Source organism: Leptolyngbya sp. AN10 (assembly GCF_050565645.1).
Lineage (GTDB): Bacteria > Cyanobacteriota > Cyanobacteriia > Leptolyngbyales > Leptolyngbyaceae > Leptolyngbya.
Genome location: NZ_JBNXVP010000007.1, coordinates 280039 through 304904, shown reverse-complemented (window position 1 = coordinate 304904; position 24866 = coordinate 280039). Strand labels below are relative to the sequence as shown.

The 24866-nt window shown below is 46.2% G+C and carries 27 protein-coding genes; 15 read left to right on the top strand and 12 right to left on the bottom strand.

The genetic code is table 11. The features are described from left to right. Positions 1-8 precede the first annotated feature (8 nt). On the bottom strand, positions 9-1535 hold the full coding sequence (bchB, locus tag ACQ4M5_RS13070; RefSeq protein WP_430676059.1) for a ferredoxin:protochlorophyllide reductase (ATP-dependent) subunit B: 1527 nt from the start codon (positions 1533-1535) through the stop codon (positions 9-11). A gap of 244 nt (positions 1536-1779) precedes the next feature. Here bchB and ACQ4M5_RS13065 point away from each other — a divergent pair, with 244 nt between their 5' ends. Together ACQ4M5_RS13065 and ACQ4M5_RS13060 are read left to right on the top strand one after the other, a co-directional pair. Continuing rightward, complete coding sequence (locus ACQ4M5_RS13065) at positions 1780-1965, top strand: hypothetical protein (RefSeq protein ID WP_430676058.1); 186 nt, start codon at positions 1780-1782, stop codon at positions 1963-1965. Next, entirely contained in the window at positions 1943-2140 is a 198-nt protein-coding gene (locus ACQ4M5_RS13060) for a hypothetical protein (protein ID WP_430676057.1), read from the top strand. Before ACQ4M5_RS13065 ends, ACQ4M5_RS13060 begins: the two co-directional genes overlap by 23 nt. Before the next feature lie 61 nt (positions 2141-2201). Here ACQ4M5_RS13060 and ACQ4M5_RS13055 read toward each other — a convergent pair whose 3' ends face one another. After that, entirely contained in the window at positions 2202-2738 is a 537-nt protein-coding gene (locus ACQ4M5_RS13055; protein WP_430676056.1) for a phycobiliprotein lyase, read from the bottom strand. Between the two features lie 201 nt (positions 2739-2939). Between ACQ4M5_RS13055 and ACQ4M5_RS13050 the strand changes: the two genes are divergently transcribed. After that, positions 2940-3848 carry an ABC transporter ATP-binding protein gene (locus ACQ4M5_RS13050; RefSeq protein WP_430676055.1) on the top strand — a complete coding sequence of 303 codons (909 nt, stop codon included), beginning with the start codon at positions 2940-2942 and terminating at the stop codon, positions 3846-3848. Further along, positions 3849-4622, top strand: a complete 774-nt coding sequence (locus ACQ4M5_RS13045) for an ABC transporter permease (RefSeq protein ID WP_430676054.1) — start codon at positions 3849-3851, stop codon at positions 4620-4622. Here ACQ4M5_RS13045 and ACQ4M5_RS13040 read toward each other — a convergent pair. Together ACQ4M5_RS13040 and ACQ4M5_RS13035 are read right to left on the bottom strand one after the other, a co-directional pair. Then, positions 4619-4903 (bottom strand): hypothetical protein, encoded by a 285-nt coding sequence (locus ACQ4M5_RS13040; RefSeq protein ID WP_430676053.1) that lies wholly within the window; start codon positions 4901-4903, stop codon positions 4619-4621. The two genes, ACQ4M5_RS13045 and ACQ4M5_RS13040, sit on opposite strands and share 4 nt — an antisense overlap. 25 nt (positions 4904-4928) lie before the next feature. Further along, the gene (locus ACQ4M5_RS13035; RefSeq protein WP_430676052.1) at positions 4929-5840 is read right to left on the bottom strand and encodes a pentapeptide repeat-containing protein; all 912 of its coding nucleotides are present in this window, start codon (positions 5838-5840) and stop codon (positions 4929-4931) included. A 38-nt stretch (positions 5841-5878) separates the two neighbouring features. Between ACQ4M5_RS13035 and ACQ4M5_RS13030 the strand changes: the two genes are divergently transcribed. After that, positions 5879-6793, top strand: a complete 915-nt coding sequence (locus tag ACQ4M5_RS13030) for a phosphodiester glycosidase family protein (protein WP_430676051.1) — start codon at positions 5879-5881, stop codon at positions 6791-6793. A 128-nt stretch (positions 6794-6921) separates the two neighbouring features. Here the strand turns inward: ACQ4M5_RS13030 and ACQ4M5_RS13025 are convergent, their stop codons facing one another. From ACQ4M5_RS13025 to ACQ4M5_RS13015, 3 genes are read right to left on the bottom strand one after another with little or no spacing between them, the layout of a single operon-like run. Beyond that, complete coding sequence (locus ACQ4M5_RS13025; protein ID WP_430676050.1) at positions 6922-8028, bottom strand: 5-(carboxyamino)imidazole ribonucleotide synthase; 1107 nt, start codon at positions 8026-8028, stop codon at positions 6922-6924. Between the two features lie 9 nt (positions 8029-8037). Further along, the gene (locus ACQ4M5_RS13020; protein ID WP_430676049.1) at positions 8038-8556 is read right to left on the bottom strand and encodes a pentapeptide repeat-containing protein; all 519 of its coding nucleotides are present in this window, start codon (positions 8554-8556) and stop codon (positions 8038-8040) included. Between the two features lie 40 nt (positions 8557-8596). Continuing rightward, entirely contained in the window at positions 8597-8947 is a 351-nt protein-coding gene (locus tag ACQ4M5_RS13015) for a cobalamin biosynthesis protein (protein WP_430676048.1), read from the bottom strand. Positions 8948-9113: 166 nt separating this feature from the next. On the opposite strand from ACQ4M5_RS13015, the gene ACQ4M5_RS13010 reads away from it, so the two are divergent. Beyond that, positions 9114-10076, top strand: coding sequence for a tetratricopeptide repeat protein (locus tag ACQ4M5_RS13010; protein WP_430676047.1), 963 nt, complete (start codon positions 9114-9116; stop codon positions 10074-10076). A gap of 66 nt (positions 10077-10142) precedes the next feature. Next, on the top strand, positions 10143-10847 hold the full coding sequence (locus ACQ4M5_RS13005; RefSeq protein ID WP_430676046.1) for a Uma2 family endonuclease: 705 nt from the start codon (positions 10143-10145) through the stop codon (positions 10845-10847). On the opposite strand, the gene ACQ4M5_RS13000 is transcribed toward ACQ4M5_RS13005, so the two are convergent. Beyond that, entirely contained in the window at positions 10844-11389 is a 546-nt protein-coding gene (locus ACQ4M5_RS13000; protein WP_430676045.1) for an FHA domain-containing protein, read from the bottom strand. The two genes, ACQ4M5_RS13005 and ACQ4M5_RS13000, sit on opposite strands and share 4 nt — an antisense overlap. A gap of 658 nt (positions 11390-12047) precedes the next feature. Between ACQ4M5_RS13000 and plsX the strand changes: the two genes are divergently transcribed. Genes plsX through ACQ4M5_RS12975 form a run of 5 tightly spaced genes read left to right on the top strand, consistent with a single transcriptional unit; the run spans position 12048 to position 16102 of the window. Continuing rightward, positions 12048-13079 (top strand): phosphate acyltransferase PlsX, encoded by a 1032-nt coding sequence (gene plsX, locus ACQ4M5_RS12995; RefSeq protein WP_430676044.1) that lies wholly within the window; start codon positions 12048-12050, stop codon positions 13077-13079. A gap of 29 nt (positions 13080-13108) precedes the next feature. Next, positions 13109-14107 carry a beta-ketoacyl-ACP synthase III gene (locus tag ACQ4M5_RS12990; RefSeq protein WP_430676072.1) on the top strand — a complete coding sequence of 333 codons (999 nt, stop codon included), beginning with the start codon at positions 13109-13111 and terminating at the stop codon, positions 14105-14107. Between the two features lie 22 nt (positions 14108-14129). Then, positions 14130-15011, top strand: coding sequence for an ACP S-malonyltransferase (gene fabD / locus ACQ4M5_RS12985; protein WP_430676043.1), 882 nt, complete (start codon positions 14130-14132; stop codon positions 15009-15011). Continuing rightward, positions 15008-15682 carry a lysophospholipid acyltransferase family protein gene (locus ACQ4M5_RS12980; protein ID WP_430676042.1) on the top strand — a complete coding sequence of 225 codons (675 nt, stop codon included), beginning with the start codon at positions 15008-15010 and terminating at the stop codon, positions 15680-15682. Before fabD ends, ACQ4M5_RS12980 begins: the two co-directional genes overlap by 4 nt. A gap of 15 nt (positions 15683-15697) precedes the next feature. Then, positions 15698-16102 (top strand): DUF6713 family protein, encoded by a 405-nt coding sequence (locus tag ACQ4M5_RS12975; protein WP_430676041.1) that lies wholly within the window; start codon positions 15698-15700, stop codon positions 16100-16102. Here the strand turns inward: ACQ4M5_RS12975 and ACQ4M5_RS12970 are convergent. The 3 genes from ACQ4M5_RS12970 to ACQ4M5_RS12960 form a co-directional block, all read right to left on the bottom strand. After that, positions 16090-19551, bottom strand: a complete 3462-nt coding sequence (locus ACQ4M5_RS12970; protein ID WP_430676040.1) for an AAA-like domain-containing protein — start codon at positions 19549-19551, stop codon at positions 16090-16092. The two genes, ACQ4M5_RS12975 and ACQ4M5_RS12970, sit on opposite strands and share 13 nt — an antisense overlap. Before the next feature lie 95 nt (positions 19552-19646). Continuing rightward, a complete protein-coding gene (locus ACQ4M5_RS12965) occupies positions 19647-19964 on the bottom strand; it encodes a hypothetical protein (RefSeq protein ID WP_430676039.1) in 318 nt (105 codons plus the stop codon). A gap of 80 nt (positions 19965-20044) precedes the next feature. After that, the gene (locus tag ACQ4M5_RS12960) at positions 20045-20170 is read right to left on the bottom strand and encodes a hypothetical protein (RefSeq protein WP_430676038.1); all 126 of its coding nucleotides are present in this window, start codon (positions 20168-20170) and stop codon (positions 20045-20047) included. A 445-nt stretch (positions 20171-20615) separates the two neighbouring features. On the opposite strand from ACQ4M5_RS12960, the gene ACQ4M5_RS12955 reads away from it, so the two are divergent. Then, positions 20616-21314: a TIGR02466 family protein gene (locus ACQ4M5_RS12955; protein ID WP_430676037.1), complete on the top strand. Its 699-nt coding sequence runs from the start codon at positions 20616-20618 to the stop codon at positions 21312-21314. On the opposite strand, the gene ACQ4M5_RS12950 is transcribed toward ACQ4M5_RS12955, so the two are convergent. Beyond that, entirely contained in the window at positions 21311-22561 is a 1251-nt protein-coding gene (locus ACQ4M5_RS12950) for an AAA-like domain-containing protein (RefSeq protein ID WP_430676036.1), read from the bottom strand. The two genes, ACQ4M5_RS12955 and ACQ4M5_RS12950, sit on opposite strands and share 4 nt — an antisense overlap. A 206-nt stretch (positions 22562-22767) precedes the next feature. Here ACQ4M5_RS12950 and ACQ4M5_RS12945 point away from each other — a divergent pair, with 206 nt between their 5' ends. Beyond that, positions 22768-24354, top strand: coding sequence for an alanine/glycine:cation symporter family protein (locus ACQ4M5_RS12945; RefSeq protein WP_430676035.1), 1587 nt, complete (start codon positions 22768-22770; stop codon positions 24352-24354). Positions 24355-24374: 20 nt separating this feature from the next. Next, on the top strand, positions 24375-24806 hold the full coding sequence (locus tag ACQ4M5_RS12940; RefSeq protein ID WP_430676034.1) for a universal stress protein: 432 nt from the start codon (positions 24375-24377) through the stop codon (positions 24804-24806). Positions 24807-24866: the final 60 nt, after the last annotated feature.

Genomic DNA, 24866 nt, shown 5'->3' with positions numbered 1-24866 from the left:
TTCGTGTTTTAAGCGCCCACTGCTTCTTTGGCAGCGTAAAGCACTTCTGCGGTGATTTGAGTGATATTGCGATCGCGAGCAAATTTCTCGGTATTCCGCTTCACTTTACCCCGCACAAATCCCGGAATCCGATTCAGTTCCGCCAATCCATCCTTACTCCAACCCAGATCCGATTCTGCCGAAACCGATTTGGTAATCACTTCTTTTGTATCGTGACCGCCAAAGATTTCGAGTAAATGGTCTTCCATTCCAAGCGTGAATGAGTTGTAGATCAAATCCACAATCTGATTACTGCCTTCGTAGCCGACAAATGGTTTGTAGCCGACTGGGAAGTTTTGAATGTGAATCGGAGCCGCGATCACACCGCAAGGAATATCGAGCCGTTTCCCAACATGGCGTTCCATCTGAGTTCCGAAGATTGCAGCAGGTTCAAGACGTGCGATCGCATCTGCAATTTGTCCGTGATCTTCGCTAATCAAGATGTCATCGCAGTATTCGCTGACTTGATCCTTAAACCATTCCGCATCGTACTTACAATACGTTCCTGCCAGCAAGACATGAATTCCCATTTCGCGTGAGAGAATTTTAGTAATGGCTGCCGCGTGAGTGCTATCTCCGAAGACGACTGCTTTTTTGCCCGTCAAGTTTTGGCAATCAATCGATCGAGAAAACCAGGCTGCCTGAGACACATATCGGGTTTGCTGATCAATGAATGATTCATAGTCAACATCTCCACCTTGAGCATTGATCACTTGCTGAATTTTGCGAATGCACCGCGCTGTTTCAACAATTCCCATCGGGGTAATGTCTACATACGGGGTTCCAAATTCTTGTTGGAGATATTCCGCCGTTAGCAATCCGGTTTCATGGTAAGGAACTAGGTTAAACCAAGCGCGAGGAAGGGTTTTGAGTTCGTGAACACTTGCACCTTGAGGCACGATCGCATTTACTTCAATGCCCAAATCGGACATGAGTTTCTTCAGTTCAGTCGCATCATGATTGTGGTGAAACCCAAGTGTAGTCAGTCCAAAGATATTTACCGAAGGCTTTTCGGTTTTTTCAGTGACTAAATCGCCTTTCTTGCGAGCTTTTGCAATGTAGAACTGAACAATCTGTTGCAATGTGCGATCGGCAGCTTGGAGTTCATTCACCCGATAGTGATTGACATCCGCTAACATCACATCGCCTTGAGCTTCAAGCTGTGCGCGTTCCACAAAGTTCTGCAAATCTTCCTGCAAAATGCTCGATGTGCAAGTGGGAGTGAGAACAATCAAATCTGGATGTTCTTCGCTATCTTTGCGAGTGATATTATCAACTACTTTTTCTTGTGAACCGCGAGCGAGAACATGACGATCGACAACGCTGGTTGTCACTGGAGTATAATCGCGCTCTCGTTCTAACATCGATCGCATGACATTGAAATAGTCATCTCCGATCGGTGCGTGCATGATGGCATGAACATTCTTAAAAGAACTGGCGATGCGGAGTGTGCCAATGTGCGCGGGACCTGCATACATCCAGTAAGCTAATTTCATATCGGTGTCTCCCTTAAATGCAGCGGGGTTGAAGTGACTGCTTTAGCATTGTCGCAAAGTTGTCGATCCGGTTGGCGCTTGCTTTGTGATGTGTTACGTGACCCTGTAAAAGTTCATGAAGCTACAATGCTTGATTTAAGGGAACTATCAAGGATTTAATTCGATCGTGCCTCAAATGATTCTTAATACTTCGCAGTGAATTGATACAAATGCTTACCATGAGTGCAATTCTTGAAGATTTTCCTTGATCGGCTCTGTGATTCTATTACTGCTCACAGGTTACCTGTTTGTCCTCGTTCCAAAAGGATTCATGCCCACTGAAGACATGGGACAATTGATGGGCAGTACCAAAGCTGCTCAAGATATTTCCTTTGATGATATGTTGCGGCATCAACAAGCTGTGAATCTTGCGCCAAGATCTGAACATTGAAGCAATTAATCCGATCGTAGGATCAGGCGGTTCAAATGGTTCTACGAATTCAGGGCGGATTAAATCCCAGCCTGCGATCGTCGTTTTGTGTCGTGATCGCAGGTTGGAACTCGCTTCTCAAAGAGCATTTTTTGCATGGAAAAAGCCGCCTGAAGTAATCAAGCGAGCAGGATAACGGTGTACCCTATTCTGCATTCAGCGGCTTCCTTTGGTCTTATGAGGCTGAGCGACCTTAACTATGCGACACGCTTTTCGAGATATTGTCCGATCATCTGCTGTTCCCCAGCACGCGAAATGATCGTTTGACGTGTCCGATATTTGCCACCGATTAATTTCAGTTCTTCTTCAAACACTGACCCTTTGTACTCGGTTCTGAGGCAGAGCGTATCGGGATTGTTGAAGTAGAAGCCTGCGGTGATGGGTTTGGAAGTTGCAAAACCGCGATCGCGATACAACACAGAGCCAATTACACCAAATAATGTCGAGCCTTTTGATTCTGTGCGTCCGGAGACAGTATTCTCGCTGTCCCAAGTCACAGATGCACCGCACGTCATCGCGGTTTCATCTTCGAGTTCATGCAGGCGGGCGAGTTCGATCAACTCAGGCGATCCTTGCTCCAAAAAACGGATGGTAATAAGGCTGACCACTTCTTTGGCTTCACCGTCGGGCAGTGTGTAATAACGGCGTTCCGATCGCCATTGCCCTTCGGATTGCTGAAAGAATGCTTCGATCAACTGGTCGTCCGCTTTGGAGGAAAGTACAGATACAGTCACAGACACCGCTCCTTCGAGAGAGTAAATAGTAGCTACGAAGTTTATACGCTTTTAGTAAGAAGTCGCACCACTTCCGTAGGAATTAATCAAGATCGACTTAACAAATTTTAATATACTTAGGAATGAGTGGATGAGCAATAGACCACAGGTAGAAGCGTGGGTCTGTCATTATGAAAACAAATTCGCAGCACGTGAAGGTTGATGCAAGTTCTAGAAGTTGATCAGTTACAGAAGACGTACCGAAGCGGCGGAAAAACCGTAGAGGCAGTCAGAAACGTTTCTTTTAATATCGAAAGCTGTGAAGTGTTGGCGTTTCTGGGTGCAAATGGAGCCGGAAAGACGACCACGATTAAGATGATCGCGGGTTTGATCTTGCCCGATCGAGGACAGGTGAAAATTGCAGGACGTGATCCCCATCGACACTCGATCGCGCTTAAATCCGTGGGAGCCGTACTCGAAGGCAACCGAAACGTTTATTGGCGATTGACTCCTGAAGAGAATTTGGAGTACTTCGGAGTGCTGCGGGGATTGAGCGGTCATGTCGCACGTCAGAGAGCAAAGAGCTTGTTAGAGCGATTTGAATTGATCCCGAAGCGAAATACGATCGTGCAAAATCTCTCACGCGGGATGCAGCAGAAATTAGCGATCGCGGTTGCGCTGATTCACGAGCCACAGTTACTTTTACTCGATGAACCGACGCTTGGATTAGATGTGGAAGCGACTCAAACAGTGAAGCGGTTAGTGCGAGAAATTGCGGCGGAAGGACGGGCGATTTTATTAACAACGCATCAACTCGATATTGCTGAAGAATTGTCCGATCGCGTTGCCATTATCAGACAAGGCGAAATCGTAGCTCAGGAAAGAACGGATACTTTGATTCAGCAGTTTTCAGGCGATTCGTATCGGATTGAACTGGAGCAGGAATTGGATAGCGATCGCATCAGTAAATTAAGCTCGATCGATGCTGTGATCGAAGGCAAAACGATTTATATTCGCCAAACCGAATGGCTGTATCAGGCGTTAGAAATTTTGAAGCCTTTATCTATTATTCGAGTTGAGAAAGATCAAGCGAGTTTAGTCGATGTGTTCTTGAAATTGGTGAAGCAATAAATGTTTGAGTTATTTGTCGCGCAGCTTAAGTGGAGTTGGATTCAATATAAGCGTTACGCACACGAGATTTTTGGCGGTGTGGTTGCCTTAACCGTGACGTTTTACGGACTGTTTCTGAGCGTTGGATATATCGCTGGAGGGACTGTTCGATTTGGCGATCGCTTAGATTCTGTGATTGTGGGCTATATTCTATGGTCACTGATCATCTTTATCATGAATGGCGTGAATGCAACTTTGCAGCGAGAAGCACAAGTCGGAACGTTAGAGCAACTATTCATTTCACCGTTCAACGTCAGAAAGACTTTGCTGATGAGAGCCGTTTCTGATCTCGTTTTTCAACTTGTTGTGATTGGATTTGTACTAATATTCATCATGGCAATCACTGGAAGGTGGCTTGCATTTTCTCCAGCATTGATCCTGCCGTTGATTACTGTAATTCTCGGTGCTTATGGGCTTGCATTCGCGATCGGCAGTCTGACGCTGATCTTCAAAACCGTTCAACAACTTGCCGGAATTCTCAACTTCTCATTTCTGTTTATCTTGACGATTCCAACTGAGACGTGGACAGGTTTGCAGCGATATCTAGGATATTTGATTCCAATGACGACGGGCGCGGGTGTGATGCGGGACTTGATGGCGCGGCAGTCGGGACTGGATTGGGTCGCTTTGGGAGCCGCGTTTTTGAATGGGATTGTTTATTTCGCGATCGGGATGATTCTTTTCCGCTGGTCAGAACGCGAAACCAAGCGACGCGGCAAGTTAGGCGGATACTAACTCGAAAACGGTTCCAGCACCAAGTATGCAATTTTTGTGACTTGGTGCATTATGCTTTCTAGATCAAAAGATTGTTGTCCAGGAACGAAGCGCCAGAAGTAATTCACAATCTGTTGAACTTGAGCGAAAATGCGATCGCGTCCAATGCCAAAAAATTGCAATCCGAATACGATCGCTGCAATCAGAAGTGCTGTTTTCAAAGTGGCTTTGATGACTCGAACAAGCCAGAGAAAGACTGCACCCGTGATAATAACTGCGCCCGCTAAGAGTAAAAGTTCCATCGTTCAAAGTGGAAATTGAATTTTCCTACTTTATCTCATGCAGTGTAAATCCGATCGCTTGAGAAAAGTCCGTATTGCGTAAGTCTGCATACTCAAATCTGGCGTGGGTTAATTCGGCTCCCCGAAATGAAGTCCCGATCGCATTTTGCAATTCATACACGATTCGATTCAGAGATATGAAAGTCAACGCTAGATAAATGAGTGTTACAACACTGAAGACAATGCCAAATGTAGAATTCTGATTGCCAAAAAACGCATTCGCGATCGTACTCCAGAAAAAAGTCGCTACGTAACTCGCGATCGTTCCTAAAACACTAACCGTGACTTTAAAGCTTGTTCTACGCCGAAATTTTGCAAATAGCAGCATGATTGCAGCCCCGATCGGAGCGCTACAAATGGCGATCGTCGTATTCTGCTCATCGAGAAACGACAAGATTCCATGTAGCCATTCTTGAGTACTAAAGATCGGCTTATTCGGCGGAAAAATCAAATGTGACAGCAATCCTGGGTAAAAGAACGCGACACCAAATGCCAAAATTGCTCCGACTAATACGCCTGTCACGGTCGTTGAAATTCTCCCAAGCTTTGTTTTTAATGTGAGTGCTGCGATCGCAGAAGTAATTCCCGTTAGATTCACAATTCCATAAAATACTGCAACATGTGGTGTTGTGAAATCTAAGGGCGATTGTCCGATCGTATTAAAAAATAATCGTGACATTACATCGCCCGCAAACAGCACGATCGCGAATACCAATAGTCCTAAATAAATTCTTTGCCGCAACGACAACCCCGCTTTCACATTGGCAAAATCAGAACCGCTCAGAATCGCACCTGAAAAATCGCAGCCGCGAATATCAGCACCCCGAAAATTCGTTAACGCAAAATTCTTTTTCCGAAACGATCGATTCCGTAAATCACGATTAATAAAATGGGTCATAGTTAGGAGAGACTGTCGCGCACATCTAATTTATACCTATGCAACATCGCGATCGAGCAAATTTCAGAAAAATCGTGAGTCTGTTTGTGCTGATTTTGCTCATTATTCCGATCGCGCTCTACAGTCGGGCGCAGTTTTCACGACCTCCTCGAACCGACGAAACGCGATCGCTCTTTCCAGGGATCACTTACGAAAGACGCGCCCTATCCGATCCGCGTCCGGTAATGATTCATCAAATCGCGATCGATCTGACGACTCCAGGCATTCGTCCCTTTGTCACTCCAGGAATCCAAGCCATTCCACCCAATCGCTCTGAAACTCAAGCGCGAACTGTGACCGAATTTGTAGACGAGTTTTATCTGCAACTTGGAATTAATGCGAATTTCTTTGAGCCGTTTCGCGAAGAAACTCCCTGGGATTTTTACCCGCAGATTGGACAGTTGGTGAACAATTTGGGACAAGTCACCTCGAACGGGAACAATTACTCTCCTGCACAAGCAGGCTGGTCAACGGTTTGTTTCCTACCTCAAAATCGCGTTCAGTTCGAGCAATCTGGATTTTGTCCAAAAGGAACTGAGCAAGCGATCGCTGGAAATGATTTGCTCGTAAAAGATGGGAAACCTGTTCCGCCACCCCCGCACATTGCACCGAAAGATAAGCCTTATTCTCGAACGGTCATTGCGACCGACCAGTCCGGCAAAAAACTCTGGCTAGTTCTCGTGGATGGTAAACAGTTCCAATACAGTGAGGGATTAACCTATGTGGAAATGTCGGATTACTTAATGCAATTAGGCGCAGAAGCCGCACTAAATTTAGACGGTGGCGGCTCGGTCACTTTAGCAGTTCAAACGCCAACCGGGGCAAAAGTGTTCAATGCGCCCATTCAAGCGAGAATTCCGATGCGAGAACGTCCAGTCGCCTCACACCTCGGATTCTTTGCCCCAAAGGAGTAACAATCATGGATATAGCAGTAGAAGTTTAGATTAGAACATGTTCGGAGTTGCCCCCAAACCCCGAATTCTGGGGGCTTAAGACTCTTGCTCCCCCAAACTTGGGGGCTGGGGGGCTTCCTCGAAGTGTCCTAACTAGAGTAGTTACTGCTATACCAGATAGATTCGATCGCTTTCGCCACTTCCAAAGCACAATCACCCGAATCCAATAAAACCGTGACGTGCCCTAGCTTACGACCCGGACGCGATTCTGATTTGCCGTACCAATGAACGAACGAGTTTGGTAGTTTTGCGATCGCTTCCCTCTTCTCTAAATAGTCACTCTCCGCCCGCTCAAATCCAAGCAGATTCACCATCAAAGCCGCCTCACATTTTAAGGCTGAACTTCCCAACGGCAAACCGCTCACCGCTCTAAGCTGCTGTTCAAATTGGGAGGTTTTGCAGGCTTCGATCGTGTAATGTCCCGAATTGTGAGTACGAGGTGCAATCTCATTCACCAGAACGCGATCGTCTTTCGTTAAAAAGAACTCAATCCCATAAATTCCAACGACTTCTAATTGATTTAACAGCGTGTGAGCGATCGCAGAAATTTGTTGCTCAATCGATTCTGAAACTTTCGCAGGAGCAATGACTCGATGGCAAACCTGATTTTCTTGCTGGGTTTCAACCACGGGATAAACCGCAATTTCGCCACAAGCCGATCGCGCCGCCATAACTGCTAATTCGCGATCGAACGGTACGAATTCTTCAATCACGATCGGAACTGATTCGAGACGAGCGATCGCATTATCCCAACCCGCTTGATCTCGAATGATCAATGTTCCTTGACCGTCATATCCTAAGCGACGAGTTTTAACGACAACTGGAAATAAAACAGACTGTTCTCCAGGAAGCCAGAAGTTTGGAGTGGGTAGATTGTTTTTTTGGAGAAACGATCGCTGATCGTACTTGTCCAAAAGCGGTTTGAGTGCAGACAGACTTGGACGAAAGCAGTTTTGGATCTGAGACAGAGCATTGAGATCAACGAATTCATTTTCAAACGTAATCACATCGACTCGATCGCTTAATTTCCGAGTCGCGATCGCATCATTAACAGGAGCAAAGATGGTTTCTTTCGCGATCGACACGGCTGGATCATCTGCACTCGGTGTCTGAATCACCAACTCGACTCCTAACTTTTTCGCCGCATCGCCCATCATCCAAGCTAACTGTCCGCCCCCAATCACCCCAACTCGCATAAACTTCTCCTAAGAGGGACACCCCAGCGATTCTCGTGTGTCTACTCCCGTTTTGGAATTTGTCCCTTGAGCGACTTCGCATAACTCACGGATTTGAGCGCGATCGAGAATTGCATCGGTAAAATCTGCCCCAGTGATATTAACATCCAAAAACGCACTTCTCAGCAGCATTGCATCCGTGAGAATTGCATCGCTCAGATCGACTCGTACCATTGGAACCTGATCGACCATTGCTTGCTGTAAGTTCGCCCCGTGTAAATTTGTTTCGGTCATATTTGAAGCGCTCATTGCTGCACCCGACAAATCCGCATTCGAGAAATTCGCATCGGTCAAATTTGCATTGGTGAACTCGGCAAATTTCAGAGCTTGACCCGAAAAATCTTGTCCTCTAACATCGGCATTACTATAAGACAACGGTGGGCGATACTGCTGATCGTAGCGTTTTCCGGTGATCGGATCAGCCATTGCACTCGACATCATCCAAACACTACAGATTAAAGTCAGTAGACCGATCGCAAATCGCTTCATGCTTTACCGCCAAATCAACATCTTTCAGCTTATCGAGAATTTAAGCGATCGCGATCGTCACTCGACGTTCAATCACTTGTTTCGGAACAAGTAATTGATCTGAGCCAGATGCCAAAATTGCGGCTGCTTCCGCCACACTGGGTCGATCGATAGACGGATTCGGAACCGCGATCGTACTCAGTTTTTCTACAGAGAACAGCAATAATGGAAGCTGATGCGCTTCACAGTATTCGAGCAATCCGATTTCGTCAGATTTACGATCGACTGTAGCAAGTCCCGCGATTTGATTCGCTGAAAGCTTGTATTGATTGAAAACTTGAGCGATCGCGGTCTCGATCGTCGCTCTAGAAGTTCCACGCCGACACCCAATACCGATCCAAAGGAATTGCACTACTAAAAAATAAACGCTTTACGAAAACATGATAAAACTTAGGAGTTAATCAGCAATTTAACGAATACGGTTTCATACTGGCGCTTACTTAGTACAGAATAGAACCGATTAGGGTGCGGTAAATACCGAGTTACGACTTGTCATTCACGTATTAATGCACTTAAGTATGCAAGTATCCAAGCACTCTGTTGTTCCAATTCTTCTGACCCTAACCGCTGCGGCACTCGCAACCGGATGTGATGATGGCTACGATGCTGTTCGCGCTTCGACTCCCGAAATAAAGAGCGATCTTGCATTGGCTGATCCAGCCTTTTATGTGAATTTAGGGAACGAACTTCAGCAAAGTCGCAAATACGAAGAAGCCACCGCCGTTTATCGGAAAGCGATCGTGCTCGATATCGAAAATTCTGATGCTTATACCGGACTGGGAGATGTCCTAGCGGCTCAACGTCGAACCGAAGAAGCGATCGCATCGTATCGTCGCTCGATCGAGATCAATCCGCAGAACGCCAAAGCCTATACAGGACTCGGAAATGCACTTGCCGATCGCAGAAGACTCGAAGAATCGATCTCTGCCTATCGTCGTTCGATTCGCCTCAATCCTCAACAGATGAATGCCTACGCAGGATTGGGAAATGTACTGGCGCAGCAAAAGAAAACTTCCGAAGCGATCGCATCGTTTCAAAAAGCCTTGAATGCTCCAGAGCAGACGGAAACCGCTCAAGCGATCGCATTTGTTGGATTAGGTCGGGCACTGCAAACTCAAGGACGCGACGACGAAGCCCTTCAGCTTTTCCGTAGAGCCACCGAAGTCGCACCCGATAACACGTGGGCGCAGATTTTTCTCGGTCACGCTTTGGCAAATCAGAATCAGTTAGAAGGAGCGATCGCGGCATATCAGCGAGTTTTGAGTCAACCCAGTGAGCGGAGAAGTAATCTGGGAAATAGTCATGCGATCGCGCTCAATGGTTTAGGTTCAGCACTGCAACGTCAGGGAAAAGTCAAAGAAGCGATCGCTCAATTCGAGAAAGCCGTAGATACGGATCTCAATTATGAAGCGGCTCAACGGAATCTAGAACGGGCAAAACAACTCGCTCAAAAATCCGCTCAACGAGTCGCCTTGAGATAACCCCAGACTTGAAGATTTCTGCCTCGACTGCGATAATCTCAGAACAGATGCACTGGAGGAACGATCGTGACTGCCTGTTCTCCCATTCCGCAAGCCGCAGAAATCTTCTATCCAACTGGTGACGGTGAACCCGTGGCGGAAACCTTTGACCATCTCTATGCCATCCTGATTACGATCGAAGTCTTACGACAGTATTTATCCGGTCAGCAAGCAACCGTTTTAGGCAATCAATTTCTCTACTATGCTCAGGGCTTTCCCAGACTGCGAACTGCCCCCGATGTCATGGTGATCTTCGGTGTCGAACCGGGCGGACGTGACAACTACAAAATTTGGGAAGAAGGACAAGTTCCAGCCGTGATTTTTGAGATGACTTCACCTGGAACGAAAAGTCAGGATGACAGTTTCAAGAAAACGCTGTACGAGCAATTAGGCGTTCAAGAATATTGGCAGTTCGACCCCAGAGGCGAGTGGATTTCAGAAAAACTACGCGGCTACCGACTGCGCGGTGAGACCTACGAACCGATTACCGATGGTCAAAGCCAACCCTTACAGCTTCGACTCACCGTAGAGGAAAAACTGATCGGGCTATATCGTCTAGACACAGGTGAAAAGCTTTTAATTCCTGATGAGCTTGCCGCTGCACTCGAAACCGCAGAACTCGAAGCGGCTCAGGAGCGGCAACGAGCAGAAGAAGAACGGCAACGAGCAGAAGAGCTTGCGGCTGAATTGGCTCGATATCGGGAACGCTTTGGCGATTTACCAGATGCCTAACCTGCACAAGTTGTCTCACCCCAATCGGTAAAGCCATCTTTCATGCTGACCACAAAGAATTCGACGGGCAAATGACTAAACGCGATCGAATTTCCGTCTTCCAGCGATCGACGTTCTAAAACAGGCAATTGTTCGCCATTCAGAAAAGTTCCATTACTACTGCCCACATCCATTAGATAGAAGCCTTCAGCGGGACTGTGACCGATTACGGCATGACAACGAGAGACAGACGGATGAGGGAACTCGATCGCACAATTTCGACTCCGACCAATTAACCACGTAGACGCGATCGCGGTTAATTGAGATTGATTCGGACTGGGTAAATTCGTCGTGAGAAAGGCTGTTCGTCCGGTCGTGACAGCTTGAATGTAATAAGAAGCAGCACAACGCTTGGGAGCCTCTAGAATCGGCTCAACCAAAGTCGAAATTTTGTCTATGTCGTGACCGCAATCGAGCAGCAGCGATCGCGAAATCGCGGGGTAGCTTTTCAAAAATTGGAGTGCACGATCGCCACTATTATTTGATGGCGGAAGATTTAACATAGCTTGTGTCCGAGCAATAAACCGTTGAACAATGGGGGACTCTGTGACGATTTGACACTTCTCAAAACTCCAACCCAGCCACACCCTACGAAGTCGTAAAATGTACGGATATCGATCGGCGTGGGTGAATTCAAAAGTTGGAAAATAACTAATCACCCCAACGGGTGAGATGCACGGAACTACGTAGAATAAACACTACATTCCCATAAGGTGCAATGGTTTGGAATTGCTCTTCTTACAAGCTTTATACGGACCCGGTTACGGAAGGGGTTCTTTAAACTTTTATGAACTCTTAGCATCATTCTGCATCCAGTGTTGATATCGCTGCTTCGGTATTTACGGATATAACGATACAATCTGGGAACACTGCTCTCCTCTACACCGAGCATCAGATCGAATCAGGATAATTTCTGAAGTCGCGGAGTAATCTCTACCGAGCGATAGAGTATGAATGTTCGGGTGACAAAATTTTCTCAATTCCAGAAACTTACATAATCCTAATGAATCTAGGAATCAGAAGCGAATGCGTCCTTCAGTGTATTGTTCTAGACTTCTCAAGATGTCCCCCTTCTAAGGCAGAATAGAGCAATCAAAAGACGGGGTGAGGCTATCCTCCGCTTCTGATAAAATTTGGAAGGTTTTTAAGAACTTAGAGCCAATGGGATCAACGCGGGTACGAATTGCTATTGATGCAATGGGTGGAGACAATGCTCCCGATGAAATCGTCGCGGGTGCAGTACGGGCACAGGCTGAACTCGATGTCGATGTCGTCTTGGTGGGTGATCCGCAACAGGTGGAAACTGCCCTGAAACAGCATTCGCAGTCAGCAGAGATTGAGATTGTGCCGTCGGAAGGGACGGTGGAAATGGAAGAAGAACCGCTGGTTGGACTGCGCCGCAAGCCCAAAGCCTCGATTAATGTGGCGATGGATTTGGTGAAGAAAAAACAGGCGGATGCGGTCGTGTCGGCGGGTCATTCTGGGGCGGCGATGGCGGCAGCGTTGTTGCGATTGGGACGATTGAAGGGAATCGATCGACCTGCGATCGGGGCTGTTCTCCCAACGCTAATCGCTGGCAAACCTGTGTTAATTCTGGATGTCGGCGCGAATGTGGATTGTCGCCCAAAGTTCCTAGAGCAATTTGCTTTGATGGGAACAATCTACTCTCAGTATGTTTTGGGTAATGATGAGCCGAAAGTAGGTTTGCTCAACATTGGTGAAGAACCGAATAAAGGGAATGAGTTAGCGATTCAGACTCATCAATTGCTGACGGAAAATTCGTTGATTCCCTTCATTGGTAATGCAGAGGGGCGAGACGTTTTATCCGGACATTTCGATGTGATTGTCTGTGATGGCTTTTCGGGCAATGTTTTGTTGAAATTTGCTGAAGCGGTTGGAGAGGTTGCGCTCCAAATCTTGCGCGAAGAATTACCACGTGGACTGCATGGGAAAGCGGGTGTGACTTTGCTGAAGCCGAATCTGAAGCGGATCAAGCAACGGATGGATCACGCAGAGCATGGGGGCGGATTGCTGCTCGGTGTCGATGGTGTGTGCATCATCAGTCACGGAAGTTCGCAGGCTCCGACGATCTTTAATGCGGCTCGATTGGCAAAAGACGCGATCGACAACAACGTTTTAGATCGCATTCGATCTAGCTATGATCCAACGGTGGCTGTTCGGTCGAACGGCTAACTCAAACGCACGTGGAGTTAAACATTTTGGTGGATTACTCAGGGATCGGAATTGCCGTCACTGGATGCGGATCAGCCGCGCCTAAAACAGTGATCGATAACGATCAACTCAGCGAGATTATGGAGACTTCGGATGAGTGGATTGCTTCTCGGACAGGCATCCGTCAGCGGCGATTAAGCGATCCGAATGGCTCTTTAGTTGAGATTGCGACTCAAGCAGCGAAAAGCGCGATCGAGATGGCGGGATTAGATGCGATCGACATTGATCTGATCTTGCTGGCAACTTCGACTCCTGATGATATGTTCGGCAGTGCTTGTAAAGTGCAAGCTGCTTTGGGGGCATCTCAGGCGGTCGCGTTTGATCTGACTGCGGCTTGTTCGGGCTTTGTATTCGGAATGGTGACAGCGGCGCAGTATATTCGCACTGGAACTTATCGGAATGTGTTGCTGATTGGAGCAGATATTTTGTCGCGTTGGGTCGATTGGAGCGATCGACGAACTTGCGTTTTATTCGGAGATGGCGCGGGTGCGGTCGTGATTCAGGCAAATAATGTCGATCGATTGCTTGGCTTTGAACTAAGAAGCGATGGAACACAAAATCATTGTTTGAACTTAGCTTATAAAGGCGCACCGAAAGCTTTACTCGATGACTGTGACATCACTGAAGGACAGTTCGCGCCGTTAACCATGAACGGTCAAGAAGTTTATCGATTTGCGATCAAACGAGTGCCAGAAATCATTGAAAAAGCACTATTTCGGGCAAATCTCAGTGTCGATCAAGTTGATTGGCTCTTGTTGCATCAGGCGAATCAGAGAATTTTAGATGCAGTTGCCGATCGCTTAAAGATTCCTTCCGAAAAAGTGATCAGTAATCTGGCAAAATACGGCAATACTTCAGCAGCATCGATTCCCCTTGCATTAGATGAAGCGGTGCGCGAAGGAACGGTCAAAGTTGGAGATACGATCGCGGCATCCGGGTTTGGAGCGGGCTTAACCTGGGGGGCAGCGATTTTCCAATGGGGACGATAATTCACAACATACAACTAGGACAATGGTAAAAACGGTGTGGGTGTTTCCTGGGCAGGGGTCTCAGGCGATCGGAATGGGTTCGGATTTGTTAGAGATTCCGGCGGCAAAAGCGAAATTTGACCAAGCAGAAAAGATTCTCGGCTGGTCGGTGGTTGAGATTTGCCAAAATCCAGACAATAAAGTTTCTCAGACGATTTACACTCAGCCTTGTCTGTATGTGATTGAGGCAATTTTGGCGGATTTGCTCAAAGCGAAAGGGCAATATCCCGACTATGTGGCAGGTCATAGTTTGGGAGAATATTCGGCACTGTATACGGCGGGTGTGTTCGAGTTTGAAGCGGGATTGCGCTTGATGCAAAAACGCGCTCTGTTAATGGATAGTGCGTCGGATGGCATGATGGCAGCGTTGTTGGGATTCGATCGCGATCAGCTTGAATCGGTGTTAGCTGAGACTCCTGATGCTGTGCTGGCGAATGATAACAATGCAGGACAAGTTGTCATCTCTGGAACACCCGAAGCGGTTGAATCGGTGATGTCTCAAGTGAAATGTAAGAAAGCGGTCAAACTCAATGTCAGCGGTGCGTTTCACTCTCCATTAATGGCAGATGCCGCAGCACAATTTCAAACCGTTCTCGATACGGTTCAATTTAAAGCGGCTGAAATGCCTGTGTTATCGAATGTTGATCCGATTCCGAGTCGCAATGCGGGAGAGTTGAAGAATCGGCTCAGTCGGCAAATGACTGGATCAGTTCGCTGGCGGGAAATCTCGCTCAAATTTGCGGATGAATATATCGATCGAGTGATCGAAGTCGGACCCGGCAAAGTGCTAACCGGAATTATTAAGCGCACTTGTCCCGATCTCGTGTTAGAAAATGTGAGCAGTCTTGCGGACATCCCAACATGAGAGAAACGCCGAGCCGCCCTGTGAATGCTGAAATCGTGCGCGATCGAGAACCGTTGATCAGCTTGGTTCTCTATCACCTATTCAAATGGTCGATCGTGTCTCCGATGTTGCATACCTATTTTCGAGGTCGCATCTACGGCGCTGAGAATGTGCCAAAACAGGGTCGGCTTTTAGTGGTGAGCAATCATGCCAGTGATTTTGATCCGCCGTTGCTATCTTGTGCGATCGGTCGTCCTGTTGCTTATATGGCAAAGGAAGAACTCTTCAAAGTTCCGGTGCTAAAACAAGCGATTAAAGCGTATGGGGCATATCCGGTAAAACGGGGAGTTGGCGATCGTTCTGCAATGAAGGCAGCAATGGCATCCGTTGAATCCGGTTGGGCGACGGGCGTATTTCTCGATGGTACTCGTACTCCGGATGGGCGAATTGCTGATCCGAAATTAGGCGCGGCTTGGATTGCTGCCAAAACGAATTCGCCTTTGATTCCGGTTAGCTTGTGGGGGACGCATCAGATCTTTAACCCAGGAAGTTCGATTCCGCGACCTGTGCCGCTTACGATTCGGATCGGGGAAGTGATTGAAGCCCCTAAGAGTAGCGAGCGATCTGAACTTGAAGCGATTACTCAACGGTGTGCAGAAGCGATTCATGCGCTACATGATTTAGGTCGATAGTGACATGGAGATTTTATGCAGTCGATGTCAACCAAAAGCATACTTCCTTGGCTCTACCTTGTGAATGCAACTGTCCTAATTACACACCAAATTGATGCTGCATACTGGCATGAATGGGACTTGTTTGGAATGCCTGGAGGAGTTCAACTTAATTTGCTGCTTAATATTCCGCTGGTCATGTTGATGCTTTTTGGTCAGCAATGTCTGATTCAAGGTCGCGCTGCGGGTATTGTTTTCTCTTGGTTGCTCGTAGCTGCTGGAATCATTGCGATCAGTATTCATTCGTATTTTCTTTTACAGGGCGATCAGTCCTTTCGGCTACCTGTCTCGCTTGGATTACTCGCCACAACATCTTTTCTTTCGCTGGTGCAAGCTGTTGCGTTGTTCGTATTCCACAAGACTCATAATCAAATCACTTGATTACATACAGTTCGATCGCGTTCTTTAACCGTCGAACTGTACTTCAAATAGTTCTGAAGCCAGTCACAGCTTTGGGTGAGAAGTTGATCGAGGCTCGATCGCCATTCCCATAAAATAATCGTCTTATCTCGACTCGCAGAAGCTAAGAATCGATCGGAATTCGGACTAAAACTCAGACCTTCAACAATTCCGGTATGTCCTCTTAATGTTCTGAGCAAGTTACCCTTACGATCCCAAAGTCGGATTGTTCCGTCTTGGTGTCCAGTTGCGATCGTTTGACTATCCGAACTGATCGCAATGCTGTAGATTGATCCACCGTCGCTTTTTGCCGCGATCGATTCTTTCCCCTGAAAGTCCCAATACCTTAGAACTCCATCATTTCCACCTGAAACAATGAGTTGATTGTCTGGGCTAATTTCAGCGTTATAAACTCTGCCACTATGAGCATTCATTTGTTGAAGCTGTTTGCCTTGGCGATCCCACAATCGAACCGTTTCATCTCCGCCTGCGGATACGATCGTCGTTCCATCCGGGCTAAATTCTGCACTGTAGATTCTACCGCTGTGTCCTCGGATTGTTTTGAGTACTGTGCCTTCGAGGTTCCAAAGTCGAATTGAAGCATCATAGCTGGCAGAAAGTAAAGTCTGACCATCAGAGCTAAAAGCAATGTTGTAGACTCTTCCGGTGTGACCTGTGAGCGTTTTTAGCAGTGTTCCATCCGGTTTCAATAGTTTGATAGTGCGATCGCGACTTGCAGCAGCAATCATCGAACCATTTGGACTAAAAACCGCGCTTTGAAACCAATTGGGATGAGATGCGATCGTGCTCAAAAATCGCCCATTCACATCCCAAAGTTTGATACTGCCATCCTGACTTGCACTGACTAATTCTTGACCATTCGGACTAAATCGCACACTATTTACTTCTGCGGTGTGCCCGCGCAACACTCGACGCAATGAATTTTCTAACTTCCAAAGTTTCACACTATTGTCATAGCTCGAAGATGCCAAAACTTTCCCGTCTGGGCTAAAACTGACACTGTAGATTGCACCTTTGTGACCTGTGAATACATTGATTTCGCGACCATCGGACACGCGCCATTGTTTTACAGTTCCGTCTTGGTATGCAGATGCGATCGTTTGACCATCGGGACTAAAACTCACGCTATAAACCTGTCCATTTCGGCTATTCAGTGTTCTAATCAAAGTCCCATCTTTCCAAAGTTTCACAGTTCCGTCACCACTCGCAGAAGCTAATAGATTACCTGAAAAACTTAAGCTATTAATCTGAGTTTCATGCGCTTTCCACTGTTTTAGTAACTTGCCTTGAATTGTCCAAAGTTTGATATCTCCATGTTCACCCGCAGAAGCAAAGGATTGTCCATCTGAACTAAAGCTAACTGTGTAGACTGCACCTTTATGTTTTAGCTGAGGCGTTTCAATTGCATCACCACTAAGCGTCCAGAGTCGAATTGTATTGTCCCAACTTGCGGATGCGATCGCACTCTTCCCAACTGCTACATTCTCAATTCCCCGTGTATGTCCCGGCAGCGTTTTAATTAATTCACCCGCTGAATTCCAAGCGTAAATCTTACCGTTTTGACTGGTTGCGAGTAAGCGATCGTCGTTCGTAAAAGCAACGCTAGTAAAAGCACTACAGCGTTTCTCCGGCTCACAAGATAGCGTTTTAATTAATTCACCTTCGACAGTCCAAAGCTTAACTGTTGTATCATCGCTTGCCGTTGCAATTCGTTTTCCATCTCGACTAAAAGCAACACCATTGATCTTATCTTGATGTTCCTGTAAACGATTCCATTCGTGAATGCTATAGATTGATTGTTGCAGCGTGTTGCTTGTTTCTAGAAGCAATTTAGACTGTGCATCAGGTGGTAAGTTTGAATAACTTTGAACAGCTTTAACACTTTCTAATAGTCCATTGAGTTGATCATTTTTTAGCGATCGTAGTTGTGCCGCAGCATTAAAACTCTCAATTTCAACCGACTTTCGAGCAATTTCAGCATTGCGTAGAACATTCCGAGCTTCGAGACTAACTGTGATTGCAGCGATCGACATCAGTGCCAACATTCCAAACCCAATTCGCGACACCCAACGCGCTTTCCACTGTGTTTTTGCAAGTCGCTGATTTGCTCTTCGTTCTTCAGCTTCCGCTTTTTGTCTTGCTTCAGTGAGAATTTGATTTGCTTGTTGTTCCGCTTTCAAAGCTTTCTGAACTTCACGAGTTTCAAGTTCACGACTCGCATCTAAGAACCAATAATCTCGATCGCTTAAACTTTTCCCTGCTGCCCAAATCTGCGCCTCTTGCAATGCCTGTTTTCGCAGCAACCAAGATTCATCCTGACCCGATGCCATCCAAGCATTTAACGCATCTGAATATGGGCAAATACTTGCTAAAATCTGCTCCGTCCATTCAAGGTTAAATACCTCTGCATAGATTGGATTGTAAACGGTAAGGTAGCCTTGTCTTTCAACTACTAATCCAGACAATCTTAGTTCAATTTGATCAAAGCTGCCGTCTGTTTTGAGTGTATGTGTGAGTGCTTTTTGGTAAAGTCCGAGCAATCGACCTGTACGTTTATTGAGTAAGCGATCGCGAATTGTTTTCAAATGCGTCGGCTCATCTTGGAACTCCCATTGCTCTAAAATTCTCGATCGAACAATGTTTCCAACATCATCTCCTGTTTGCTCTACTAATCGGCAAAGCTTCTGAGTCAGAAAAGGCTGTCCGTCTGTCCAATAGAGGATTTCTTCGATCACTGCTTTTGGATCAGCGACAGGCAAACCTTGAGCGAGGACATCGACTTCGTGTAATTGAAAACCGGAAAGCTCGATCGCGTATCCAATGTTAAACGGTGTTCGCTGCTTGTCCTGCATCAAATGGGAAGGCGAAGCAACTCCTAACAAAGCAAACGTTAATCGATCGTAGTTCGCATTTTCAACGCGACAATTGTAGCAAGCACGAATCGAAGCAAAGAAATCTTCAACCGGGAAAGGCAGACTTAGAACACTATCAATTTCATCAATGAAAATAACAATCTGTTGATTGATTTGAGCGAGAAGGATTTCTTCTAGAAAGCTACTCCAGCGTTGAACTGGGGTGAGAACTTGTCGATCGCGCCACCAATTCACCAGATCAAACTTCAGCTTAAATCGATTTGCCAAACTACCAATTAAACTGGCGTACCATTGTTCTGCACTAATTTGCTCAATTCCAATTGTTGTTAAATCAATTACTGCACAGGCAATATTTTCATTTTGTAACCTGTGCATTGTTTGAACTCGCAAGCTCGACTTTCCCATTTGGCGCGAATTCAACACATAGCAAAAATCACCGTTCTTCAAATGCTCGTAGAGAGTACGATCGGCGTTTCTTTTCACATAAGTGGGAGCATCGATCGGTAAATTGCCGCCGACTTGATACGGATGAGTCATGGGTCTGCTCGACATTGCAGCGATTCCCTATCTTATCTCCCTAAAAACATTTTCAACCTTATCTTACAAATCCGCGATATGTTAACGTCACTTGACTAGGATCTATATCTCCAACTCAGGAAAGCAAATAGAGCCACACCCAGCATTGAATAAATCAGAGTCATAATCCAGGACATTTCGCTAGGATTTACAGCATAAAACGCGGTTCGGAAGAAACCGACCTGAAGCGGAGTAAAAACAACTGCCGCAAATGCGAAATATCTAAACAAAAAATTACGTCTTGGGCTACTTCGCGACTGAACCGGGAGCATGAAAATAGCGCCGAAAATACCAGGCAATAGAAGAACCACCACCACAGGAAGCCAACCCATGATTAACAGTAGAACAAACGCGCCGAAAATACCGATATCCATAGCTCTTTAGGTGTTGGGTGAAAATAAGATGCCACTACCGACAATCACAGTAAGCATTGCTTGCGCGACCTCGGTCTGCACTACTGCCACAGCTTCTGAAATTGCTTCGCTCGTGATTTTCCTTGTGCGATCGCCTCCACACGCCTACGAGTTTCTTTGCGCTCTTCAGGAGCAAAAATCTCATTCGTCTTCAGGATTGAAGGCAAGAAGGATTAAATCCTGTGCAAGATATTGCATAATGAATCTCTTAAAGCTGATATTGTAAAGATGAGTCTGTTCAACAGTAGCGGAGAGACTTTCGTAATCTTTGACCAACATGGCACAAGGATATCAGCGATCGACTCATCCAAAAGATGGAGTTCAATGGCGGTATATTCAGATTGGCGGACTTCAAATTCTTCGCCGTTTCAAGATTCGTGACCCGCTGTTGTAGTGCTTGTAGGTCAATGGCGGACATTTGACGATTGCGAGACAACCGTTTCATCGATTGCTCTAATTGTCGCGTGGCTTGAGAGCGATCGCGCAAGAACTTACCCGTTGTCCACACTTTTTTGCAAATGCTAAACGCGGTTTCTACGAAATTGCGTCAACATGCTTTGATTCAGAACAACTGCTAAACTCGATTATACGAAAGATTGGAAGAAGATTCAGATGCCGATCGAGACTTGGTTTCCCCTAGCGATTTACTATGAAGATTTACCGGATGCTGCAAACCATCAACACAGTTTAATTAAGGCAGTTCTTAAGCTAGAGAGCGAAGTTCCTGAATCGCGAAACTATCCGGGAATGGCTTGGACTGGCGATATTCACGGAGTCAATCAGATTCATACTCACCCAGAATTTACCTGGATTGTGGAACAAGTTGAGCAGCACGTTTCAGCTTATTTACAGGATATTGGAGTTGATTTGAGCAAAGTTGATTTGTACATTCAGCGGGCTTGGTCGATTATCTCCCGAACAGAAGAAGAGGTCGGCGCTCATTCTCACAATACGGCTCACATTAGCGCGGTTTACTACATCCAAGTTCCAACTGATGAGACAGGCGATCCAGGGACTTTAGTGTTTTTCAATGATGCGCGAGTGAATGAAGTTTGTCCGGGCTTAGGAAGCGAGAACACAGATATCGTCGATGCTGATAACTATCTCAATCAGCTTTATGCAGCTTATCCACCTGTCGAGGGTCGGCTGATTATCTTTCCAGCGAAACAACGCCATGCGGTCACGACGAATGAAACTGACGAATTACGACTGTCATTATCGTTTGACATTGTGATTACTGCGACGGGGACATCTTCAGGAACTTATGAGTTTCTTACACCACCTGTGAGCCAGTGGAAACGGTTTGATTAAAGCCGATCGACAAAATACAACCGATACAATTCACATCTCGGAATCGCTGCATTCCCTTGTAAATGAACTAATCCCATACTTTCAAGCTTAAAGGCTTGCAATGGATCGAGCGGCACAGGTTCAGTAGATGAAATCACTGCTTTGAATGCGATCGCCAAATCCGTTCGTTGCTGCAATTGCATCCAATGTCTTCGCAGATGATCGCTATAGATTCCCGATTCGGTCGCGGCTGACTGGAGCAATTCATCGATCGATAATCTCTGCTTGATTGCGTGTTGAATCAAATAAGGATGACCCCCAACGAGATTCATTAAGCGATCGACATTCCAATCTAGCTGATATCGATCGAACAATTCTTGAACCTGATCACGATTGAATTCAGGCAGTTTCACGATCAAACCCACGCCACCAATCGGAGAATGATTAATGTCTAAATTGCTATAGACTTCTGTGGAATGAACAATGATTAATCGCAGCTTTTTCCAAATTGCGCCAATCTCGTCACCCTGCATCGCTCTTTGATTCCAGCCTCTTAAAAGAGCGCAAAAATCAGTCGCGATCGCACTATGTTCAAACACAATATCAACCTTATCGAGTGCTAATACCAACGGCGTTTCGATTTTCTGAAGTAAATAGTTCTCGAAATAGAGCGTACTGTTGTAGTTGCAGCCGAAAATATCAAACCAATACTCTGATAAGCGATTCGGTAAACCAATCGCGTGAGCAATACTCGCACAAAACCACTGAGAGAACTTATTCAAATCGGTCAGGACTGTACTATCACAGAGTTCAAAGTTAAAGACTTGAGTTCGAGAGCCATTTTGCCGAGCGTGACTTAAAACCTGCTCCATCAGCCAAGTTTTTCCCATATCTTGAGCGGCTCGAATGCGGATCAATGCTCCAGGCTTGAGAATTTCAGCGTAACAATCTTGTTCAACTGGAAATCGATCGATATATACTCGATCGCTCATAAATTCGCCCCTGAGCTTCGAGAACGCGCCTTGAAGGTGATTCTTCGTTACTTTCGTTCCTGTCGCTTCAGAGAGCAGTTTCCACAATTCAGGACCCACATTTCGCATCAAATGATCGAGTCCACAGCGATCGCGACAGTCCTGATGAATCTCGGTAAAGCTCTTTCCCTGCCACGCACCCCGAAACACAATGCGCTGAAGGTCACTCATCGATTTCCCGCTCGATTTGAAAATCAACTCATCCGCAAGCGCGATCGCACTCTCCACATCCATCATCGAACACCAGCAAGACGATCGCCTCCATTAAAACCTACTTTTTCAACAGCGGCAATTTTCCCAGATGCGCGATCGCACAATGTTCAAGCCTAGCTCCAACTTTAGACAGAATCCGCTCAACAATCGTTGAAAATGTATCTTACGGTACTAATTTGATTGATTCTTTCGTTTTAGTTGTACAAGTAAAATCAGAAGAAATAATTGCTATGAAGCTACTGCGAAATATTAGTAACCGTCTGGTCGATCGGATTGTCTCCAGTCAATCTTTTATGATTGCACTGATGGGAATCTGGATTGTGCTTGCCCTTGTAATGCCCGTCAGTGCCGCCTCTCCACAGTCTTCCACCTCGCCCACATTTCTAGAGACACTCAATACTACTTTTGCAGCAGTTGTCAAAAGATTATCTGAACTATTCTTTTTTCCAATTGGTGGCGAAAATGGATTTCCACTGATTGTTCTATGGTTGATCAGCGCGGGAGTCTATTTCACATTCAGACTCGGATTCATTAATTTTCGAGCATTTCGACATGCGATCGCAGTTGTCCAGGGTGAGTACGACAACCCAGAAGACCACGGAGAAGTTTCACACTTTCAAGCTTTGACCACGGCACTCTCAGGAACCGTAGGCTTAGGAAACATTGCTGGAGTTGCAGTTGCGATTCAATTAGGTGGACCCGGTGCAATGTTTTGGTTGACTTTGGCGGGATTGTTGGGCATGACTACGAAGTTGGTGGAATGTACGCTGGGAGTCAAATATCGGAAGGTGTTAGCAGATGGAACTGTTTTAGGTGGACCTGCTTATTATTTAACACGAGGCTTTGCTGCGAGAGGAATGGGTTCGATCGGGCGCGGATTAGCGATTTTGTTCGCGCTCACAATGGTGTTGGCAAGCTTGGGAGGTCCCAATATGTTCCAATCCAATCAAGCTTATGCGGCAATCGCAACGATTGTTCCTGGGTTCCCAAGCTGGTTGTTTGGAGGGCTGTTGATGCTGTTGGCGGGAGTTGTGATTTTAGGGGGGATTCAACGGATTGGTGCAGTGGCAGAAAAATTAGTGCCTGCGATGGCATTGATTTATGGGGTTGCTTGTCTATGGATTGTGCTGGTGAATCTTGCTGAAGTTCCGACTGCGATCGCAACAATTTTTCGAGAAGCATTCGCACCGACCGCCGTGGCAGGTGGATTTGTTGGAACAATGGTGCAAGGAATTCGACGGGCGACTTTCTCGAATGAAGCGGGAGTCGGATCGGCGGCAACCGCTCACTCTGCGGTGAAAACAGATGAACCTGTTCGAGAAGGAATCGTAGCGCTGTTGGAGCCGTTTATCGATACGGTGATTATCTGTAACTTAACTGCGATCGTTTTAGTGTTAACTCGAACCTATCAAAATGCAGATCCAAAACTCGAAGGCGTTGCACTCACCAGTCTTGCATTTGGATCAGTGATTAGCTGGTTTCCAATTGTGCTAAGTATTGCAGTCTTTCTGTTTGCATTTTCAACGATTTTGTCTTGGAGTTATTACGGGGTACAAGCTTGGGGCTATCTCTTCGGACAGCGTAGTTTAATTGTTTATAAGTTAATTTATCTGCTGTTCATCTTTCTGGGTGCTGTCACAAGCTTATCTGTTGTGATTGACTTCAGCGATATGATGTTTTTTGCAATGGCAATTCCAAATTTGATTGGTTGCTATATCCTTTCTAACGAAGTTGTACGAGATTTAAAGGACTACTGGCATCGTCTGAAATCAGGACAAATGCCCAAAGCCGCCAAACACACTGCAAACCAAAATTAATGATTCTCGGAGCATTCCCCATGAACTGGCTGGAAAAAAAGGCTGTTTTAGTTCCGATTTATTTTTCAGAAGCTGCTTTTGCTGCGGTTGTTCCGGCTCGATCGTTTGTCCATTCTGCAAATCAACTTCATCTCCTTCACGTATTGCCACCGCTGCATCCGACTGATCCCGCTGTCGTTTGGAACACCGTGAGCGATACGAGTCGAGAACATCAGGTTGAAGTGGCTTTGCGCGATCGACTCAAAGAATTAGGATACGAAGCGGCAAATGTGACTGTTGTAATTGGCAATCCTGTGAATGCAATCTTACAGTACGCGCAAGAGCATGGAATTGATTTGATTGTGGTTCCTGCTAAGGACGAGGAGGAAGGCGTTTTGAGCCATTTTCTGTTTGGTTCACTCGCGGAACAATTAGTCCGAAGTGCATCCTGCCCCGTTTTAGTGATTCGCTAGACTTGGCTGAACTTTCCTGAACTTGTGGAAAAACGAGGCTGAACTATTCTTGAAAACGCT

What these genes read in the sequence shown, in the direction of transcription:
- ACQ4M5_RS12965 (WP_430676039.1), bottom strand. Translation starts at nt 19,964, where the DNA reads ATGGATATCGGTATTTTCGGCGCGTTTGTTCTACTGTTAATCATGGGT.
- ACQ4M5_RS13020 (WP_430676049.1), bottom strand. Translation starts at nt 8,556, where the DNA reads ATGAAGCGATTTGCGATCGGTCTACTGACTTTAATCTGTAGTGTTTGG.
- ACQ4M5_RS13045 (WP_430676054.1), top strand. Translation starts at nt 3,849, where the DNA reads ATGTTTGAGTTATTTGTCGCGCAGCTTAAGTGGAGTTGGATTCAATAT.
- ACQ4M5_RS12980 (WP_430676042.1), top strand. Translation starts at nt 15,008, where the DNA reads ATGAGAGAAACGCCGAGCCGCCCTGTGAATGCTGAAATCGTGCGCGAT.
- ACQ4M5_RS12970 (WP_430676040.1), bottom strand. Translation starts at nt 19,551, where the DNA reads ATGACTCATCCGTATCAAGTCGGCGGCAATTTACCGATCGATGCTCCC.
- ACQ4M5_RS12955 (WP_430676037.1), top strand. Translation starts at nt 20,616, where the DNA reads ATGCCGATCGAGACTTGGTTTCCCCTAGCGATTTACTATGAAGATTTA.
- ACQ4M5_RS12945 (WP_430676035.1), top strand. Translation starts at nt 22,768, where the DNA reads ATGAAGCTACTGCGAAATATTAGTAACCGTCTGGTCGATCGGATTGTC.
- ACQ4M5_RS13000 (WP_430676045.1), bottom strand. Translation starts at nt 11,389, where the DNA reads ATGTTAAATCTTCCGCCATCAAATAATAGTGGCGATCGTGCACTCCAA.
- ACQ4M5_RS12975 (WP_430676041.1), top strand. Translation starts at nt 15,698, where the DNA reads ATGCAGTCGATGTCAACCAAAAGCATACTTCCTTGGCTCTACCTTGTG.
- ACQ4M5_RS13030 (WP_430676051.1), top strand. Translation starts at nt 5,879, where the DNA reads ATGCAACATCGCGATCGAGCAAATTTCAGAAAAATCGTGAGTCTGTTT.
- ACQ4M5_RS13040 (WP_430676053.1), bottom strand. Translation starts at nt 4,903, where the DNA reads ATGGAACTTTTACTCTTAGCGGGCGCAGTTATTATCACGGGTGCAGTC.
- ACQ4M5_RS13010 (WP_430676047.1), top strand. Translation starts at nt 9,114, where the DNA reads ATGCAAGTATCCAAGCACTCTGTTGTTCCAATTCTTCTGACCCTAACC.
- plsX (WP_430676044.1), top strand. Translation starts at nt 12,048, where the DNA reads ATGGGATCAACGCGGGTACGAATTGCTATTGATGCAATGGGTGGAGAC.
- fabD (WP_430676043.1), top strand. Translation starts at nt 14,130, where the DNA reads ATGGTAAAAACGGTGTGGGTGTTTCCTGGGCAGGGGTCTCAGGCGATC.
- ACQ4M5_RS13035 (WP_430676052.1), bottom strand. Translation starts at nt 5,840, where the DNA reads ATGACCCATTTTATTAATCGTGATTTACGGAATCGATCGTTTCGGAAA.
- ACQ4M5_RS13025 (WP_430676050.1), bottom strand. Translation starts at nt 8,028, where the DNA reads ATGCGAGTTGGGGTGATTGGGGGCGGACAGTTAGCTTGGATGATGGGC.
- bchB (WP_430676059.1), bottom strand. Translation starts at nt 1,535, where the DNA reads ATGAAATTAGCTTACTGGATGTATGCAGGTCCCGCGCACATTGGCACA.
- ACQ4M5_RS12950 (WP_430676036.1), bottom strand. Translation starts at nt 22,561, where the DNA reads ATGATGGATGTGGAGAGTGCGATCGCGCTTGCGGATGAGTTGATTTTC.
- ACQ4M5_RS12940 (WP_430676034.1), top strand. Translation starts at nt 24,375, where the DNA reads ATGAACTGGCTGGAAAAAAAGGCTGTTTTAGTTCCGATTTATTTTTCA.
- ACQ4M5_RS13050 (WP_430676055.1), top strand. Translation starts at nt 2,940, where the DNA reads ATGCAAGTTCTAGAAGTTGATCAGTTACAGAAGACGTACCGAAGCGGC.